Origin of the sequence: Phaeobacter sp. CAU 1743 (genome assembly GCF_039839315.1) — a bacterium.
GTDB lineage: Bacteria > Pseudomonadota > Alphaproteobacteria > Rhodobacterales > Rhodobacteraceae > Phycobacter > Phycobacter gallaeciensis_A.
Window position 1 is genome coordinate 14,904 of the sequence record NZ_JBDOQR010000021.1, and the last position, 17,182, is coordinate 32,085.

Sequence of the window (17,182 nt, forward strand, 5' to 3'; positions counted from 1 at the left end):
GTGCGGAGAAATGTGATGATATTGACCGATGTGGCGCCGCTGCCGGACAGCGCCTTGCCGCTGGAGGCCTTCAAGGCGCACCTGCGGCTGGGCACCGGGTTTTCCGAAGACAGCCTTCAGGACGGTGTTCTGAACGGGTTCTTGCGTGCGGCGCTCTCTGCCATCGAAGCGCGGACTGGCAAGATACTGATAACACGCAGCTTCACCTGGGAGCAGACACGCTGGCGCAACGCAGAGGCTGAGTTCCTGCCCGTCGCGCCGGTGACCTCGGTGACCGAGATCGTGATGCGGGATGCCGAGGGCAGCGAAGTGATCGTGGACCCCGCACTCTACCGGCTGGAGCGCGACACCCATCATCCCAAACTCTGCTCGCAGCGCGGGTTCCTGCCCATCGTTGCCAAGGGCGGTTCGGTGAGGGTCAGTTTCGCGGCTGGGCTGGCGCCGGATTGGGGCGGCTTGCCTGCCGATCTGGCGCAGGCGGTTCTGATGCTGGCGGCGCATTACTACGAATACCGCGAGGATACCGGCCTGCACGGCGGTTGCATGCCATTTGGCGTCACCAGCCTGATCGAACGCTATCGTCCCCTGCGCCTGTCCCTGAGGGCGGTGCAATGACCGCGGCGCCGCGCCGTCCGCATCTGTCCCGGCAGTTGGTGCTGGAGGACCCGCGGCGTCTGCCCGATGGCGCGGGCGGATATGTCGAAAGCTGGAGCGCGCTTGGCACCCTCTGGGCCGAGGTCACGGCGCTCAGCGGGCGCAACGCAGACCAGCAGGGCGGCAGCCTGTCGCTGCAACGCTATCGCATCACGGTGCGGGCCGCCCCGGTGGGGGCGACGGCGCGGCCGCGTCCTGATCAGCGGCTTCGCGAAGGTACCCGCCGGTTTCGCATCGACGCGGTGAGCGAAGCGGACCCCGGCGCGCGCTATCTGACCTGTTTCGCGGTCGAGGAGCTGGGCGCATGAGCTATGCCATTTCCGCCGCGCTGCAGGCCGCGGTCTATCAGTACCTCTTGGCGGATCCGGCTCTGAGTGCGCTCATCGGCAGTGATCTGTTCGACGCACTGCCGTCGGGCACCCTGTCGCAGACCTACGTGGCTCTGGGGCCAGAGGAGGTCGAGGACCGCTCGGATGCTACAGGAGCCGGGGCGCGGCACCGGTTCACGGTTAGTGTGTTTTCTGACACCGCCGGATTTGCCCATGCAAAATCCGTGGCGGCGGCGGTTTGTGATGCATTGAGTGATGCGCCGTTGCTGCTCAGCCGGGGGCGGCTGGTGGGCCTCTGGTTCGACCGCGCCGCGGCACAGCGGCTCAGTGGCGGCGGGCGCAGCATCGTATTGCGGTTTTCCGCCCGGGTCGAAGACAGCTAACGCCACCCGGCAATCCCTTAAAACCAGACAAAATGGAGTGACCCCATGGGTGCACAGAATGGCAAGGATCTTTTGATCAAGGTGGATATGACCGGCGATGGGCAATTCGATTCCATCGCGGGACTGCGCGCCACCCGTATCAGTTTCAACGCCGAAAGTGTCGATGTGACCAGCCTTGAAAGCCAGGGCGGCTGGCGGGAGCTTCTTTCTGGCGCCGGGGTGCGCTCGGCCAATATCTCGGGTTCTGGGGTGTTTCGCGATGCGGGAACGGATGAGCGGGCACGGCAGCTGTTCTTTGACGGGATCACCCCGGATTTTCAGGTGGTGATCCCCGATTTCGGTATCATCGAAGGCCCGTTTCAGGTGACCTCGCTGGATTATGCCGGTACCCACAATGGCGAGGCCACCTACGAGCTGGCGCTGGCCAGCGCCGGGATGCTCAGCTTTACCGCGGTGTGATCCATGGCAAATCCCTACAGTGGCGAGGTGGAAATCACCATCGATGGAAAGCCTTACGCGTTGAAGCTGACCCTTGGCGCCTTGGCCGGGCTGGAGCAAAGCCTTGCAGAGGGAAGTCTCGTTGATCTGGTGCAACGGTTCGAGGCGGGGCGGTTTTCCGCCCGCGATATCCTTGCCCTGCTGGCGGCGGGTCTTGAGGGCGGCGGCCATTCTTTAAGCGCCGAGGAACTGGCCCAGGCCGATATCGCGGCGGGACCGCTGGGCGCAGCGCGGGTGGCGGCGCAGCTGCTGGCGCGCAGTTTCTCTCTTCCCAGGCCAGAAGCATGAGCAGCTTTGACTGGCCCGCGTTGATGCGTGTCGGCCTGGTTGGTCTGCGCCTCAGTCCCGATACCTTCTGGCGCCTGACCCCGGCCGAGCTGCGGCTGATGCTGACTCCTGCGGGCGCTGGCGGGGCGCTGGACCGTGCAGGGCTTGAGGATCTGATCGCAGCCTTTCCCGATACTCCGAAAGCAAAGGACCCTGACCATGGCGGAGAGTGAAATCGCCGAACTGGAACTGCGCAGCGAGGCATTGGGCGACGCGCTGGGGGATGCCGCCGGCATGGCGGCCAGTTTCGACACGGAATTGCGCCGGGTGCGCCAGGCCTTTGCCGCGACGGGCAAGGATGTGCAAAGCCTTGAACGCGGCATGTCACGCGGGCTGCGCCGCGCCTTTGAAGGCGTGGTGTTTGATGGCAAGAGCCTGTCGGACGCGCTGGATACCGTTGCGCGTTCGATGATCCGCACCAGCTACAACGCCGCCATCCGCCCGGTCACCGATCATGTGGGCGGGCTGCTGGCCAGCGGTGTTGGCAATCTGGTCAGCGACATACTGCCCTTTGCCGATGGTGCCGCCTTTTCGCAGGGGCGGGTGATGCCCTTTGCCCGGGGCGGCGTGGTCAGCGGCGCCACGATGTTTCCCATGCGCGGCGGCACCGGGGTGATGGGCGAAGCGGGGCCAGAGGCGATCCTGCCGCTGCGCCGTACCGCCGACGGATCGCTTGGCGTCACCAGTTCCGGCAGCGGTGCAACACAGGTGGTTATGAACATTGCCACCCCGGATGTGATCGGGTTCCGCCGCAGCGAAGGACAGATCGCCGCGCGCCTGTCCCGCGCCCTGTCGCGTGGCAACCGCAATCGTTGATCTGCGCGCCGCCTGATCTACCCAACGACAGATCCCAAAAGGGGGTATTCCGATGAATTTCCACGATGTCCGATTTCCCGCCTCGCTCAGCTTCGGCTCGGTCGGCGGTCCGCAGCGGCGCACTGATATCGTCACGCTCGCCAATGGCCATGAGGAGCGTAACACCCCTTGGGCGCACTCGCGGCGCCGCTATGATGCCGGGCTTGGTCTGCGCTCGCTTGAGGATATCGAGGTTCTGATTGCCTTTTTCGAGGCCCGTCGGGGGCAGATGTACGGCTTTCGCTGGAAGGACTGGTCGGATTACAAATCGGCCCGCGCCAGCGCAAAGGTCGATTTCCGGGACGAGGTGATCGGCACCGGCGATGGGCAGACTACGCGCTTCCAACTGGTGAAGTCCTATCGCTCCGGCACCTCGGTCTACCATCGCCCGATTGCCAAACCGGTGGCGGGAACGGTGCGCGTGGGCCTGAAGCAGGAGGAATTGCGCGAGAGCGTCGATTACGAACTCGACACCGCGACGGGTGAAATCACGCTGGCCTATCCGCCCGAGGCCGGGCTGGGGGTGGTCGCGGGCTTTGAATTCGATGTGCCGGTGCGGTTTGACACCGATCAGATCCTGACCAGCGTCGCCTCCTTTCAGGCGGGCGATGTGCCGGATGTGCCGATTGTGGAGGTGCGGATCTGATGGCCGGGCCGTCGCAACCTTTTCTGGCGCACCTCGCCACTGGGGTGACAACACTGTGCCGGGCCTGGGGGCTGACCTGCCGGGATGGCGAATTCTTTGGCTTTACCGATCATGACTGCGATCTGGCATTTGACGGGATGACGTTCAAGGCGGGCAGGGGGCTGACCGCACGAGCGCTGCAACAGGCGACGGGCCTGTCGGTGGACAATACCGAGGCGCTGGGGGCGCTGTCCGATACCACGCTGCGGGCCGAGGATATCGAGGCGGGACGGTTTGATGCGGCGGATGTGCGCTGCTGGCTGGTGGACTGGCAGGACCTGTCGCTGCGCTGGCTGCAGTTTCGCGGATCGATCGGAGAGCTGCGCCGCGCGGGCAGTGCCTTTGAGGCCGAGCTACGCGGGCTGAGCGAGGCACTGAACCGCCCGCTGGGCCGGGTCTATCAGAAACCTTGCAGCGCGGTTCTGGGCGATGACACCTGCCGCTTCCATCTGGACTTGCCCGGCTATAGCGAGACCCGCGCGATAGAGCGCAACGAGGAAGGTCGCCTGTTCTATTGGGAGGATCTGGCAGGCTTTGAACACGATTGGTTTACCCGTGGGCGCCTGACGGTGCTGACGGGCGCGGCTGAGGGGCTGTGGAGCGCGATCAAACAGGACCGCAGCGATGCCACGGGCCGCCTGATCGAACTGTGGGAGCCGCTGCGCGCCCCGGTGGCGCCTGGCGACCTGCTGCAGCTCGATGCGGGCTGCGACAAGCGGATGGAGACCTGCCGCCTCAAATTCAACAACCTCATCAACTTTCAGGGCTTTCCCGATATCCCCGGAGAGGACTGGGTGATGTCGGTGCCGCGCTCCACCGGCGCCAATACCGGCGGCAGCCGCCGATGACGGGCGGAAGGGTGACAGGCGCGGATATTGCCAAGGCTGCTCGGGACTGGATTGGCACGCCCTATGTGCATCAGGCCAGTTGCCGGGGTGCGGGCTGCGATTGCCTGGGGTTGATCCGGGGGATCTGGCGGGCACACTGCGCGCAGGAACCGGCGCCGCTGCCGCCCTATACGATGGACTGGTCCGAACCGCAGGCCGAGGAACGCCTATGGCAGGCGGCCCTGCGTTATCTGCGGGCAAAACCGCTCTCCGCCTGCGAGGTCGGCGATGTCTTGTTGTTTCGCATGCGCGTCGGGGCCGTGGCCAAACACCTTGGCATTCAATCCGCAACGGGGGCGCCAGAGGTGCCACAGGGGCAGCCCCGGTTCATTCATGCCTATAGCGCGGGCGGCGTGGTGGTCGAAAGCGCGCTGACCGGCCCCTGGCAGCGCCGTATCGTGGCGCGTTTTGCATTTCCCGATGAGGTGAGCTGATGGCGACCATTCTTCTTTCTGCGGCGGGCGCCGCAATCGGCGGGGCCGTGGGTGGCACGGTCGCGGGGCTGTCCTCGGTTGCGATTGGCCGGGCGGTGGGCGCGACGCTGGGGCGGGCCATTGATGAACGGTTGCTTGGCGCCGGGTCGGACCCGGTGGAAACCGGCAAGGTCAGCCAGTTCCGCCTGACCCAGGCCAGCGAAGGCCAACCCATCGCGCAGGTTCTGGGCCGCACCCGTATTGGCGGGCAGGTGATCTGGGCCTCTGATTTTCAGGAAAGCAGCACCACCACGGGTGGCGGCAAGGGCGGGCCAAAGCAGCCCAGCGTCACGCGCTACAGCTATTCGGTCTCGCTGGCGATTGCCCTTTGCGAAGGGGAGATCGCCTCGGTGCCGCGGGTCTGGGCCGATGGGGAGGAAGTTTCGCCGCTGGATCTCAACATGACGGTCTATCGCGGCACCCCGGATCAAGCGCCCGATCCAGTGATGGAGGCCATCGAGGGCGCAGGCAAGGTGCCTGCCTATCGCGGCACCGCCTATGTGGTGATGGAGAACATCGCGCTGGATGGCTTTGGCAACCGGGTGCCGCAGTTCTCGTTCGAGGTGATACGTGGCGTGCAGCCTGGCGGTGCCGAGTTCGACCTTGATCCGGCGCAGTTGGTGCGGGGCGTGGCGCTGATGCCGGGGACAGGCGAATATGCGCTGGCCAGCAGCCCGGTGAACTACTCCGGTGGGCCCGGTGATATGCGCGCCGCCAATACCCACTCGCCATCGGGGCAGACAGACCTTCTGACCTCGCTTTCGGCGCTGGAGGAAGAACTCCCGGCTTGCGGGGCCGCCTCGTTGATCGTGTCCTGGTTTGGCAATGACCTGCGCTGCGGGGAGTGCCGGATCAAACCCAAGGTGGAGCAGAAATTGGCCGAGGGCGTCGGAATGCCCTGGCAGGTCTCAGGACAGGATCGCAGCAGCGCCGGGGAGGTGCCGAAGGACGAAGACGACAATCCCCTTTATGGTGGCACCCCGGCCGATGCGGCGGTGGTGGAGGCGATCAAGGCGCTGAACGCTGCCGGGCAGCGGGTGATGTTCTATCCCTTCATCCTGATGGATCAGGCCGAAGGCAATGGTCTGCCGGATCCATGGAGCGATGATCCGGACCAGCCGCATCTGCCCTGGCGGGGCCGCATCACCCTGTCGGTGGCGCCGGGGCGCGCAGGTAGCCCGGATCAAAGCGCCGCTGCCGATGCCGAAGTCGCCGCCTTCATGGGGCAGGCCTCGGCCAGTGATTTCACCATTGGCGATGGCACGGTCACGTATAGTGGACCCGAGGACTGGGGGCTGAGGCGCTTCATTCTGCACAACGCCGCGCTTTGCGCCGCAGCGGGCGGGGTGGCGGCTTTTTGCATCAGTTCGGAAATGCGGGGGCTGACCCAGATCCGGGGCGTCAGCGGATTTCCGGCTGTGACGGCCCTGCGGGCGTTGGCCGCCGAGGTACGCCAGATCCTGGGGGCTGAGGTCAAGGTCGGCTATGCGGCGGATTGGTCGGAATACTGGGGCTACCAAAGCCCGGAAGGCGACCGCTATTTCCACCTGGATCCTCTCTGGGCCGATCCGGAGGTGGATTTCATTGGGATCGACAATTACATGCCGCTGTCCGATTGGCGGCAGGGCACGGACCATCTGGACGCCGAAGCCGGAGTGCCTGCGATCTATGATCTGGATTACCTACGTGGCAATATCGAAGGGGGCGAAGGTTACGATTGGTATTACCACTCGCCCGAGGCCGAAGCCGCCCAGATCCGCACCCCAATCACAGATGGCGCCCATCAGGAACCCTGGATCTGGCGCTACAAGGATCTGCGCAACTGGTGGGGCCATCTCCATCACGAACGGATCGGCGGCGTGCGTCAGCCGCTGCCCACGGCGTGGGAGCCGCAGAGCAAACCGATCTGGTTCACGGAACTTGGCTGCGCGGCCATCGACCGGGGTACCAATCAGCCCAACAGGTTCCTTGATCCCAAAAGCTCGGAATCGAGACTGCCGAAGTATTCCAATGGCCAGCGCGATGATCTGATCCAGCTGCAATACCTGCGCGCAATGCTGGGGTATTGGAGTGATCCGGCCAACAACCCCATCTCGGCAGAATATGACGCGCCGATGCTGGATATGGATAACGCCTATGTCTGGGCCTGGGACGCGCGGCCCTTTCCGGCCTTTCCCGCCGCGAGCGACGTCTGGAGTGACGGGGAGAATTACCTAAGGGGGCACTGGTTGAACGGGCGTGTCGGCCAGCGCACGCTGTCGTCGGTGGTGAGTGAGATCTGCGACCGCTCCGGAGTGAGCGAGACTGATGTCAGCTCGCTTTACGGGATCGTGCATGGCTATAGCCTTGAGGGAACAGAGACTGCCCGCGCCGCGCTGCAACCCCTGATGCTGCGCGATGGCTTTGATGTGATCGAACAGGATGGGCTCCTGCGCTTCCTGCCGCGCACGGGCACCGATGCGTGTCTGCTGGAGCCGCAGCATTTGGTCGACAGCTCCGAGGTGGAAGGAGAGATTGCCCATCAGCGCGCCGCCGAGGCCGAGCTGACGGGCAGGGTACGGTTGCGCTATGCCGAATGGGGCGCCAATTACGATCTCGCCGCACAAGAGGCGGTTCTGCCCGATCAGGTGACCCATGCGGTAGGCCAGCACGACCTGCCGATGGTGCTCACCCGCGCCGAAGCGCGCCAGATCGCCGAGCGCTGGTTGATCGAGGCCTGCATCGCCCGCGACAGCGCACGCTTTGTGCTACCTCCATCGCGGCTGGATATTGCGGTGGGGGATGTGGTCGCCCTGACACTTGCTGACTCCGGCGCTAAGGAGGAGACCTCGGGGCAGGGCAGTGAGAGCGCCGAGGCCGCGCCCGCCCTTTACCGGGTGGATCGTATCGACATGGCCGAAGCGCAGCTGGTAGAGGCGGTGCGGATCGATCCCGGTGTCTATATCCCATCCCCCAGCACCGAGGAGCTGCCCGGCATCAATGAATTCGCAGCGCCCGTGCCGGTGCTGCCGCTGCTCATGGACCTGCCCTTGCTGACGGGCGAGGAAACCCCGCATGCGCCGCACCTGGCCATCACCGCCAAACCCTGGCCAGGCAGTGTCGCGGTCTACGGCGCCCAGGCCGACGAAGGCTACATGCTGGAAGAGGTGATCGCAGCCCGGTCGGTCGTCGGGATCACCCAGGCGCCCTTGCTGCGCGGGCCGGTCGGGCGCTGGGACCTGAGCGCCGATCTGCAGGTCAAGCTGATCTTCGGGCAGTTGCAAAGCCGCGATATGCTGGCGGTGCTGAACGGGGCCAATGCGGCTGCAATCGGCGATGGCAGCAATGGCAATTGGGAGATTTTCCAGTTCCGCAGTGCCGAACTGGTGGCGCCCGAGACCTATCTGCTGCGCGGGCGTTTGCGCGGCCAGCTGGGCAGCGATGGGCTGATGCCCGATATATGGCCCGAAGGCTCATTCGTTGTGCTGCTGGGTGATGCCCTGCGCCAGCTCGACCTGCCGCTGGCGCAGCGGCGACGGGCGCGTCACTACCGGATCGGCCCCGCGCGCCGAGGCTATGAAGACCCAAGCTATGTGCACCGGATCGAGGCCTTTGACGGCAACGGCCTGCGCCCCTATGCGCCGGTGCATCTGCGCCTAGAGGGCGCGCTGGGCGGGGCGATACAGGTCAGCTGGATCCGCCGCTCGCGGATCGAGGGCGACAGCTGGGACCTGCCGGAGGTGCCGCTGGGAGAGGCGCGTGAGGAATATCTGCTGCGCGTCCTGCGCGGGCCCGTGGTTCTGCGGGAAGTAACCCTATCAGCGCCGGGCTGGAGTTACTCGGTAGCGATGCAGGTGGCGGATGGGGCATTGCCCGGGGACCGGGTTGAGGTGGCGCAGGTTTCTGACCGGTTCGGCGCCGGGCCTGCTGCCCGGGCGGTGCTGACATGAGGCGGCCCGTCTTGCCGGGTGATATCTCCTCCGCCGCCCGCGCGCTGTTGCATGTCCCCGAGGCAAAGCGCGCCCGCCTTTGTGCCTGCCTGTTTGCGGGTGCCGCGCGGGCTTGTGCCCATATGGAGCAGGGCATGGGGTTGCACCCCAGGTGGGGCGATGGCACCCTCAGCGCGGCAGCACGGCGGTTTCCGCTGGCGGATGAGCCACCGCTCGATGATGTCGAATACCTTGCTTGCACGATCCGGGTCCTGCGCGCCGTGCATGGGCGAATAGGGTAAGCTGTGCGGCACGCATGGGACGTCTGCCCCGCGATCCATTCATAATGAAAATACTTCTCTTCACAAATTTGCGTTTGGCCAAACTTGCGTTAGATACGTATTCTGATGTGAGAAAAGGATGCCTCACCATGATCAAGACACGCAAAGCCGTTACTCCGCTGGACCCTGTCTGGGACCGCATCGCAACCGAAGCGCAGGAGGCCGTTGATAAACAGCCCCTGATGGGCGGTCTGATTCACGCCTGCATCCTGCACCATCCAACCATCGAAAAGGCGCTCTCTTATCGCGTGGCGGCCAAGCTGTGCTCGAACGAGATGTCGATGGTGATTCTGCGCGAGATCGTCGATGCAGCCTATGCCTCCGACCCGTCGCTGATTGCAGCGGCGCGGGCCGATCTGATGGCGGTCTATGAACGTGATCCGGCCTGCCACCGGCTTTTGCAGCCGATCCTGTACTTCAAGGGCTACCAGGCCGTTCAGGCCTATCGGGTCGGGCACTGGTTGTGGAAACAGGGCGATTACGATCTGGCCTATTTCTTCCAGATGCGGATTTCAGAAATCTTCGGCGTCGACATTCACCCGGCTGCAAAGATCGGCCAGGGCATCATGATCGACCACGCCCACTCCATCGTGATCGGTGAAACCGCCGTGGTCGGCGACAACGTGTCGATGCTGCATTCGGTGACCCTGGGCGGCACCGGCAAGGAAGAAGAGGACCGTCACCCCAAGATCGAGGATGGCGTGCTGATCGGTGCCGGAGCCAAGGTGCTCGGCAATATCCGCATCGGCCACTGTAGCCGCATTGCTGCCGGTTCTGTCGTTCTGAACGATGTCCCCCCGTGCAAGACGGTGGCAGGCGTCCCGGCCAAGATCGTTGGTGAGGCTGGTTGCGATCAGCCCTCGGTCAGCATGAACCAGGTTCTGGCCAGCGGCGAGTAATTCAGGCTCCGTACGGGGCACGGAGCGGGGCGCCTTCCAAATGGAAGCCGCCCCGTTTTTGTTTTCATGGTCTGCAAGGCCCGGTGTTTCGGCAGGCTCTTGCCTCCGCCTGCTTGTCAGGAACGTTTGGTGCAGAGGTGATTTGCCGTTAGCCTTTCGTCCAGTGTTGCTGGTTTGGGAGGTTACAGCATGACAGCGTTTATTATCGGGCAGATGCAAATCCACAGCCGCGACTGGATGGAGGAGTATTTTGCCAAAATCCCCAAAGTGGTTGAGGCGCATAGCGGCGAGTTTCTGGTCCGGGGCGGCGAGCCGGAGATGATGGAAGGCAGCGACCCGCTGCCCGATGCGGCTTTCATCCTTGAGTTTCCCGACCGTGCCCATGCGCAAAGGTTCTGGAACTCGGATGAGTTTCAAAGGCTTGCGATCCTGCGCAGGTCCGGATCAACGCTGAACGCCATTCTGGTCGACAAGCTCGCCTAGGCTGTTTTGGGCGCCAGCACCGGGCTGCAGGATGCAAAAGGGCCGGACGTTTCCGCCCGACCCTTGTTTGGTGTGATAGGAACAGCTGCCTGGATCAGGCCAGCATGACCATCGGGTTTTCCAGGTTCTCGACGATGGCTGCGAGCAGGTTTGCCCCAAGCGCGCCATCGATAACGCGGTGATCGACGGACATGGTGACGCTCATCACCGTGGCGACCTTCAGCTCGCCATCGGCACCGACAACCGGTTTTTTCACGCCAGAGCCAACCGCGAGGATGCCTGCATGGGGCGGGTTCACGATGGCGTCGAAATTGTCGATGCCGAACATGCCGAGGTTGGAGATCGCAAAGGAGCCGCCCTGGTATTCATGGGGCGCCAGTTTGCGGTCGCGGGCGCGGGTGGCCAGATCCTTCATCTCGGTCGACAGACTGGAGAGCGACTTCATGTCGGCGTCTTGCAGCACAGGAGTGAAGAGCCCACCCTCAATGGCGACGGCAACCGCCACATCCGAGGCTTTCATCTGCAGTACCCGGTCACCGGCCCAGACGGCGTTGGCCTCGGGCACCGATTGCAGCGCCAAGGCCACGGCCTTGATGATGAAGTCGTTGACCGACAGCTTCACGCCGCGTCCTTCCAACTGCTTGTTCAGCTCACCGCGGAATTTCAGCAGCGCATCCAGCTGGATATCCCGGCGCAGGTAAAAATGCGGGATGGTTTGTTTTGCTTCGCTCAGGCGCGCGGCGATGGTCTTGCGCATACCGTCGAGCTTGACCTCTTCGTAATCGCGGCCTTCGTACATTTTGGCCACGGCATCCGCAGAAGGACCCGCAGGCGCGGCAGCAGCAGCCGGAGCGGCGGTTGCGGGGGCAGCGGCAGGCTGGGCCTCGGCCTTTGGTGCTGCTGTAGCGCCTTCGACGTCGGCTTTGACGATGCGACCGCGCGGGCCGGAGCCGCTGATCGCAGCCAGATCCAGCCCTTTGTCTTCCGCAATGCGCCGCGCCAGAGGCGAAGCAAAGATGCGGCTGCCGTCGGCGGCGGCAGGCGCAGCCGGGGCAGGGGAAGCGGGCGCCGTCGTGGGGGCCGGGGCTTCCTTGGGGCCGCCATTATCGTTTCCAACGCCGGTTTCTGGCGCGGAAACTTCCGGCTTCGCGGCAGGCGCTGCGTCCACGTCATCAGCGCTTTCACCATCGGCGAGCAGAACGGCGATGGCGGTATTGACCTTCACCCCTTCGCTGCCTTCAGGCACCAGGATTTTGCCGATAACGCCTTCGTCGACGGCTTCGAATTCCATCGTGGCCTTGTCGGTTTCAATCTCGGCCAGAAGATCGCCAGAGGCGACGGTGTCGCCTTCCTTGACCAGCCATTTCGCCAGCGTGCCTTCCTCCATGGTGGGAGAGAGGGCGGGCATCAGGATTTCTGTGGGCATCGCTGTCTCTCCTTACCGGTAGGTCACTTGTTTCACGGCGGCGATCACCTCATCCGTAGTGACCAGCGCGTGTTTTTCGAGGTTCGCGGCATAGGGCATCGGCACGTCCTTGCCGGTGCAGGTCACGATGGGCGCATCAAGGTAATCAAAGGCCTGCTGCATCACTTCGGAGGCGATGTAGCTGCCGACCGAACCCTGCGGCCAGCCCTCTTCGACGGTGACAAGGCGGTTGGTTTTCATTACCGATTTGATCACCGTGGGCAGGTCCATCGGACGCAGGGTGCGCAGGTCGATCACCTCGGCATTAATGCCCTCTTCGGCCAGTTTGTCCGCCGCTTCGAGCGCGTATTGCATGCCGATTCCGAAGGAGACGATGGTGACATCGTCGCCGGTCCGCCAGATACGCGCCTTGCCAAAGGGAACGGTGTAGTCATCCATGTCAGGCACATCGAAGGAGCGGCCATAGAGGATCTCATTCTCCAGGAAGATCACCGGGTTGGGATCACGGATCGCGGATTTCAGTAGGCCCTTCGCATCAGAGGCGGAATAGGGCATGGCGACCTTCAGGCCCGGGATCTGCATGTACCAGGCGGCATAGTCCTGGCTGTGCTGGGCGCCCACGCGGGCGGCGGCGCCGTTGGGGCCGCGGAACACGATGGGGCAGCCCATCTGGCCGCCGGACATATAGAGCGTCTTGGCGGCAGAGTTGATGATCTGGTCGATCGCCTGCATGGCAAAGTTGAAGGTCATGAATTCGACGATCGGCTTCAGCCCGCCAAAGGCCGAACCCACGGCGATGCCGGCAAAGCCGTGTTCGGTGATCGGCGTGTCGATGACGCGCTTGGCGCCGAATTCATCAAGAAGGCCCTGCGAGATTTTGTAAGCGCCCTGATATTCGGCGACTTCCTCGCCCATCAGGTAGACGTCTTCGGTGCCACGCATTTCCTCGGCCATGGCATCGCGCAGCGCCTCGCGCACGGTCTGCTGCTTAAGCGCGGTGCCTTCGGGCCAGTCGGGTGTTTCGTCCACCTGCGGGGCCTCTTGGGGCGCGGCAGCAGCGGCGGCCGGAGCGGGCGCCGAAGGTGCCTCTGCGGTCGGCGCTTCCACCTTAGCGGCAGGTGCGGCATCGGCGATGTCGTCGGCGCTTTCGCCCTCGGCCAGCAGCACGGCGATGGCGGTGTTGACCTTCACACCTTCGCTGCCTTCGGCGATCAGGATCTTGCCGATCACGCCTTCGTCGACGGCTTCGAACTCCATCGTCGCCTTGTCGGTTTCGATCTCGGCAAGGATATCGCCGGAATTCACGGTATCGCCTTCCTTGACCAGCCATTTGGCCAGCGTGCCTTCCTCCATGGTCGGCGACAGGGCGGGCATCAGAATTTCAGTTGCCATAGTCTTGATCTCTCCCTCAGGCGCTCTTCTGCGGAATTTCGTCGGCGTAGATATCGGTCCACAGCTCATCCAGGGCGGGCTCAGGGCTTTCCTTGGAGAAATCGGCAGACTTGTTGACGATGTCCTTGATCTCTTTGTCGATCGCCTTGAGATCGTCTTCGCTGGCGTGCTTGCCGGTCAGCAGCATTTCGCGGACCTGTTCGATCGGGTCGCGTTCGCTGCGCATCTTTTGGACTTCTTCGCGGGTCCGGTACTTGGCCGGGTCCGACATCGAGTGGCCGCGATAACGATAGGTCTTCACCTCAAGGATATAGGGACCTTTGCCCGCGCGGCAGTGGGCCACGGCGCGCTCGCCTGCGTCCTTGACGGTCAGCACGTTCATGCCATCCACTGCCTCACCGGGAATACCAAAGGCCTCGCCGCGGGTGAACAACTCGGGTGTGGAGGTCGACCGGGCCTGGGCGGTGCCCATGGCGTATTGGTTGTTCTCGATGACAAAGACCACCGGCAGCTGCCAAAGGGCTGCCATATTGAAGGTCTCGTAGATCTGGCCCTGGTTGGCGGCGCCATCGCCGAAATAGGCAAAGGTTACGCGGCCGTTGCCCTTGTATTTATCGGCAAAGGCAAGCCCGGCACCCAGAGGTACCTGCGCGCCGACGATGCCGTGGCCACCATAGAAATGCTTCTCTTTCGAGAACATGTGCATGGAGCCGCCTTTGCCCTTGGAATAGCCGCCTTCGCGGCCGGTCAGCTCGGCCATGACGCCATCCGGGTCCATGCCACAGGCCAACATATGGCCGTGGTCGCGGTAGGATGTGATGCGCTTGTCGCCTTCCTCCGCAGCGGCCTCCAGACCGACCACGACGGCTTCCTGGCCGATGTAGAGGTGACAGAAGCCCCCGATCAGACCCATGCCATAAAGCTGACCGGCCTTTTCCTCGAATCGGCGGATCAGAAGCATTTCGCGATAGTGGCGGGTCAGGTCTTCGGCGGAAACATTTGGTTTCTTGGTGCTTTTCCTAGCAGCCATGATGGCGGACTCCCCTCAAAGCCAGATAGTTTAGTGTTAAACTAATCCATATTCGATTTTGCTGTGACTGGCGAGTGCTTTTATGACGCGGGGTCACAACAATGCATAAAAATCCCATATTCCGGGCGGTCATATCTTCGTGACGCCATGGTTGCACGGCAAAGTGCCTGCAGCAACAACCGGTTTCATGCACTGGTAAAGGGAGGGTAAGCCTTGTGAGGCAGGTGCTGGATCAGCGAATGACGATTTCGTCTGCGCGCAGCATGCCCAGAACGGAACGGGCCTGCTGATCGAGAAGATCCAGATCAAGGTAATCATCAGACAGGCGCCGGGTGCGGTTTTCCATCCGATCGATGTCAGCCTGAAGGAGATCGAGATCCTGACGAAGCTCTTCGGCTTCTGCCTGGATCTCGACCCTTCTGAACAACCCGAAATCGCCCTGCACCGCCGCAAAGGTAAAATACGCGCTCAGCGCGAATGCGATGGAGAAAAAGGCGAATGCGCCGAGAGACGGCTTATTGCTTCGGGTCACGTTGAGTTTGCCTGTATGATACTGCTCAAAGTATTGTTTTTGCACCGATTGTTTCGATGTCTGCATCCTGTATGCCACAACCGAATCACTCTGTGAATCCCCAAAATGATTAACGCGGGCAGTTTCTGTTTCGCAGTCCGCGCCTGTGTCATGATCGCAACGGCAGCCAGGGCTTGTGGGGAGTGCTGTGACCAGGACTGCAGCGCAGGACAGACCGTGTTCCAGTGAGAGACCCGTCGACAGACTGCGGGCGGTGCTGCGCAATGAAAAACCGGCCGGGACTGTTGTCCCGGCCGGTTTGTATGGTCTCTTTGATTTGACTGACGCAGCGCGGGACCGGCCGCAATCAGGTGTTTCCGCGTTCAGGCGGCGGAAAGCAGCTCGTCGTCATCGGCCTCATCAAGCCAAGCGGTTTCAGCGAATTCTCCCGCCTCATCAAGCGCACCAGCCACGGTTGTTCCCTCTTGCGCCTGCCCGGTAAAGCTGAGCAGCAGCTCGCTCAGGCGGCTTGCCTCGGCGCGCATCTGGCGGCTGGCGCCATAGCTTTCCTGTACCATCGCCGCATTGTCCTGAGTGACCCGGTCCAACTGGGCAACGCCGGAATTGATCTCCTTGATGCCCTGGGCCTGCTCGCTGGAGGAATTGGCGATCGACGAGACCATGCCGGAGACCCGAGTAACGCTGCTGGCAATCAGGCTGAGGGTGTCGCCAGTGTCCTGTACCAGACGCTCACCTGCGCTCACCTGTTGCGCGGCTTCCGTGACCAGCTCCTTGATTTCGTTTGCCGATTGCGCGGACTTCAACGCGAGGCTGCGGACTTCGGAGGCAACGACGGCAAAGCCACGGCCTGCCTCGCCTGCGCGGGCTGCTTCGACCCCGGCGTTGAGGGCCAACAGGCTGGTCTGGAACGCGATGTCGTCGATGGCGGTGATGATCTGGCTGATCTGCTCGGATGAGTGCGCGATGGCGCTCATCGCTTCGCGGGCGCGATCCATGACCTTGCCGCCCTGTTCCGCGTGCTGGCGGCCTTCCTTGACCTCGCGGTCGGCATCCTGCGCCTGGGCTGCGCTGGATTGGACGCTGGCTGACATTTCTTCCAGCGCCGCAGCGGATTGTTCCAGTGTCGCGGCCTGGGTTTCGGCGCGCTGCGACATCTGGTCTGACATCTGCTCCATTTCGCGGGCATTGCGCTCGACTGCGGCGGAGCTTTGTTTGAGTTCCTCCACCAGTCCGGACAGGCTGCTTGAGAGCGCGTTGAAATCCTCGCATAGGGTGACGTAGGTGTCGCCCAGGTCGGCCCAGTCTTCGGCGTCAATCTGTTGCCCCAGATCTCCGCGCGTCAGGCCGCTCATGGCTGCGCCCATGGTCTGGAACAAGGCCACGCGACGGTCGTTTTCGGCGCGGTTTCTTGCGTCGGTTTCCTCTGCCGTGCGCAGGATTTCCTTCAGCTCTTGCAGGTTGCGGGCGATGCTGCCGACTTCGTCCTTTCGGGTGAGGCCCTGGATCTCCTGGTCATAGTCTTTGTCCATAATCTGCTGAACCGCCTGGGCGGCGCCGGTAACCGGCCCGCTGAGCTGGCGGCCAAAGGCAAAGGCGATGCCGGTGGAGATCAGAACGGCCACCAGGCCGACGATCAGCTGCGGCAGCTCGGCAAAGGCCGCAAGGTCGTCGATGCGGGTGCTGACCTCGTCATGGGTGACGCTCAGCATGTCCTGCATGTCGTTCACCGTGTCGCGGAGTTTTTGAACGGTTGGCAGGACTGTGGCAAAGGCCATGCGCTGGCGCATCTCAAGGCTCGCCGCTTCCAGTTGCTGTACCTGGCCGTGCAGTGTGGTCAATATGCCGGGCAGCGTCATGATGGTCTGATAGACCTCCGGCTGACGGGCGATGGTCAGAGGAATGTCGAGAAACCGGGCCTTCGCCATTGCGACTTCGGTCTCGACCTCTTCGATATTTCCGCGCAGGTCGCCGATACTGGCGCCGCGACCCAGAGCATAGGCAAGCAGGTCTCCGATCCCCTGCTCGATATCCTCTTTCATGTCATCAAGGCTTTTGACCTGAGCGTTGACGTAGCTGGCCT

General features: G+C 63.2%; 19 protein-coding genes. 14 read left to right on the plus strand and 5 right to left on the minus strand.

The window, feature by feature from the left end:
• Nucleotides 1–15: 15 nt before the first annotated feature.
• From AAFO90_RS10185 to AAFO90_RS10250, 14 genes are all read left to right on the plus strand, one after another.
• The gene (locus AAFO90_RS10185; RefSeq protein WP_347509331.1) at nt 16–615 is read left to right on the plus strand and encodes a head-tail connector protein; all 600 of its coding nucleotides are present in this window, start codon (nt 16–18) and stop codon (nt 613–615) included.
• Nucleotides 612–962, plus strand: coding sequence for a head-tail adaptor protein (locus AAFO90_RS10190; protein WP_347509332.1), 351 nt, complete (start codon nt 612–614; stop codon nt 960–962). The genes AAFO90_RS10185 and AAFO90_RS10190 overlap by 4 nt, the downstream gene beginning before the upstream one ends.
• Entirely contained in the window at nt 959–1,366 is a 408-nt protein-coding gene (locus AAFO90_RS10195; protein WP_347509333.1) for a DUF3168 domain-containing protein, read from the plus strand. The genes AAFO90_RS10190 and AAFO90_RS10195 overlap by 4 nt, the downstream gene beginning before the upstream one ends.
• 45 nt (nt 1,367–1,411) lie before the next feature.
• Nucleotides 1,412–1,825: a phage major tail protein, TP901-1 family gene (locus AAFO90_RS10200; RefSeq protein ID WP_065270409.1), complete on the plus strand. Its 414-nt coding sequence runs from the start codon at nt 1,412–1,414 to the stop codon at nt 1,823–1,825.
• A gap of 3 nt (nt 1,826–1,828) precedes the next feature.
• Nucleotides 1,829–2,152 (plus strand): gene transfer agent family protein, encoded by a 324-nt coding sequence (locus AAFO90_RS10205; protein ID WP_347509334.1) that lies wholly within the window; start codon nt 1,829–1,831, stop codon nt 2,150–2,152.
• Complete coding sequence (locus AAFO90_RS10210) at nt 2,149–2,364, plus strand: rcc01693 family protein (RefSeq protein WP_347509335.1); 216 nt, start codon at nt 2,149–2,151, stop codon at nt 2,362–2,364. Before AAFO90_RS10205 ends, AAFO90_RS10210 begins: the two co-directional genes overlap by 4 nt.
• Nucleotides 2,351–3,007: a phage tail tape measure protein gene (locus tag AAFO90_RS10215; RefSeq protein WP_347509336.1), complete on the plus strand. Its 657-nt coding sequence runs from the start codon at nt 2,351–2,353 to the stop codon at nt 3,005–3,007. Before AAFO90_RS10210 ends, AAFO90_RS10215 begins: the two co-directional genes overlap by 14 nt.
• Before the next feature lie 52 nt (nt 3,008–3,059).
• Entirely contained in the window at nt 3,060–3,692 is a 633-nt protein-coding gene (locus AAFO90_RS10220) for a DUF2460 domain-containing protein (protein ID WP_347509337.1), read from the plus strand.
• Nucleotides 3,692–4,579, plus strand: coding sequence for a DUF2163 domain-containing protein (locus AAFO90_RS10225; RefSeq protein ID WP_347509338.1), 888 nt, complete (start codon nt 3,692–3,694; stop codon nt 4,577–4,579). The genes AAFO90_RS10220 and AAFO90_RS10225 overlap by 1 nt, the downstream gene beginning before the upstream one ends.
• Entirely contained in the window at nt 4,576–5,052 is a 477-nt protein-coding gene (locus AAFO90_RS10230; RefSeq protein ID WP_347509339.1) for an NlpC/P60 family protein, read from the plus strand. Before AAFO90_RS10225 ends, AAFO90_RS10230 begins: the two co-directional genes overlap by 4 nt.
• Nucleotides 5,052–9,020: a glycoside hydrolase TIM-barrel-like domain-containing protein gene (locus AAFO90_RS10235; protein WP_347509340.1), complete on the plus strand. Its 3,969-nt coding sequence runs from the start codon at nt 5,052–5,054 to the stop codon at nt 9,018–9,020. The genes AAFO90_RS10230 and AAFO90_RS10235 overlap by 1 nt, the downstream gene beginning before the upstream one ends.
• Nucleotides 9,017–9,301, plus strand: coding sequence for a hypothetical protein (locus tag AAFO90_RS10240; RefSeq protein WP_347509341.1), 285 nt, complete (start codon nt 9,017–9,019; stop codon nt 9,299–9,301). The genes AAFO90_RS10235 and AAFO90_RS10240 overlap by 4 nt, the downstream gene beginning before the upstream one ends.
• A gap of 128 nt (nt 9,302–9,429) precedes the next feature.
• Nucleotides 9,430–10,239, plus strand: coding sequence for a serine O-acetyltransferase (cysE, locus tag AAFO90_RS10245; protein WP_065270400.1), 810 nt, complete (start codon nt 9,430–9,432; stop codon nt 10,237–10,239).
• Nucleotides 10,240–10,428: 189 nt separating this feature from the next.
• Entirely contained in the window at nt 10,429–10,722 is a 294-nt protein-coding gene (locus AAFO90_RS10250) for a DUF1330 domain-containing protein (protein WP_065270399.1), read from the plus strand.
• 94 nt (nt 10,723–10,816) lie between these two features.
• On the opposite strand, the gene AAFO90_RS10255 is transcribed toward AAFO90_RS10250, so the two are convergent.
• From AAFO90_RS10255 to AAFO90_RS10275, 5 genes are all read right to left on the minus strand, one after another.
• A complete protein-coding gene (locus AAFO90_RS10255; RefSeq protein ID WP_347509342.1) occupies nt 10,817–12,148 on the minus strand; it encodes a pyruvate dehydrogenase complex dihydrolipoamide acetyltransferase in 1,332 nt (443 codons plus the stop codon).
• A gap of 12 nt (nt 12,149–12,160) precedes the next feature.
• Nucleotides 12,161–13,540 carry a pyruvate dehydrogenase complex E1 component subunit beta gene (locus tag AAFO90_RS10260; RefSeq protein WP_347509343.1) on the minus strand — a complete coding sequence of 460 codons (1,380 nt, stop codon included), beginning with the start codon at nt 13,538–13,540 and terminating at the stop codon, nt 12,161–12,163.
• A 16-nt stretch (nt 13,541–13,556) separates the two neighbouring features.
• A complete protein-coding gene (gene pdhA, locus AAFO90_RS10265) occupies nt 13,557–14,570 on the minus strand; it encodes a pyruvate dehydrogenase (acetyl-transferring) E1 component subunit alpha (protein WP_065270396.1) in 1,014 nt (337 codons plus the stop codon).
• Between the two features lie 232 nt (nt 14,571–14,802).
• Nucleotides 14,803–15,102 carry a septum formation initiator family protein gene (locus tag AAFO90_RS10270; RefSeq protein WP_065273470.1) on the minus strand — a complete coding sequence of 100 codons (300 nt, stop codon included), beginning with the start codon at nt 15,100–15,102 and terminating at the stop codon, nt 14,803–14,805.
• 362 nt (nt 15,103–15,464) lie between these two features.
• Nucleotides 15,465–17,141 (minus strand): methyl-accepting chemotaxis protein, encoded by a 1,677-nt coding sequence (locus AAFO90_RS10275; protein ID WP_347509344.1) that lies wholly within the window; start codon nt 17,139–17,141, stop codon nt 15,465–15,467.
• Nucleotides 17,142–17,182 lie beyond the last annotated feature (41 nt).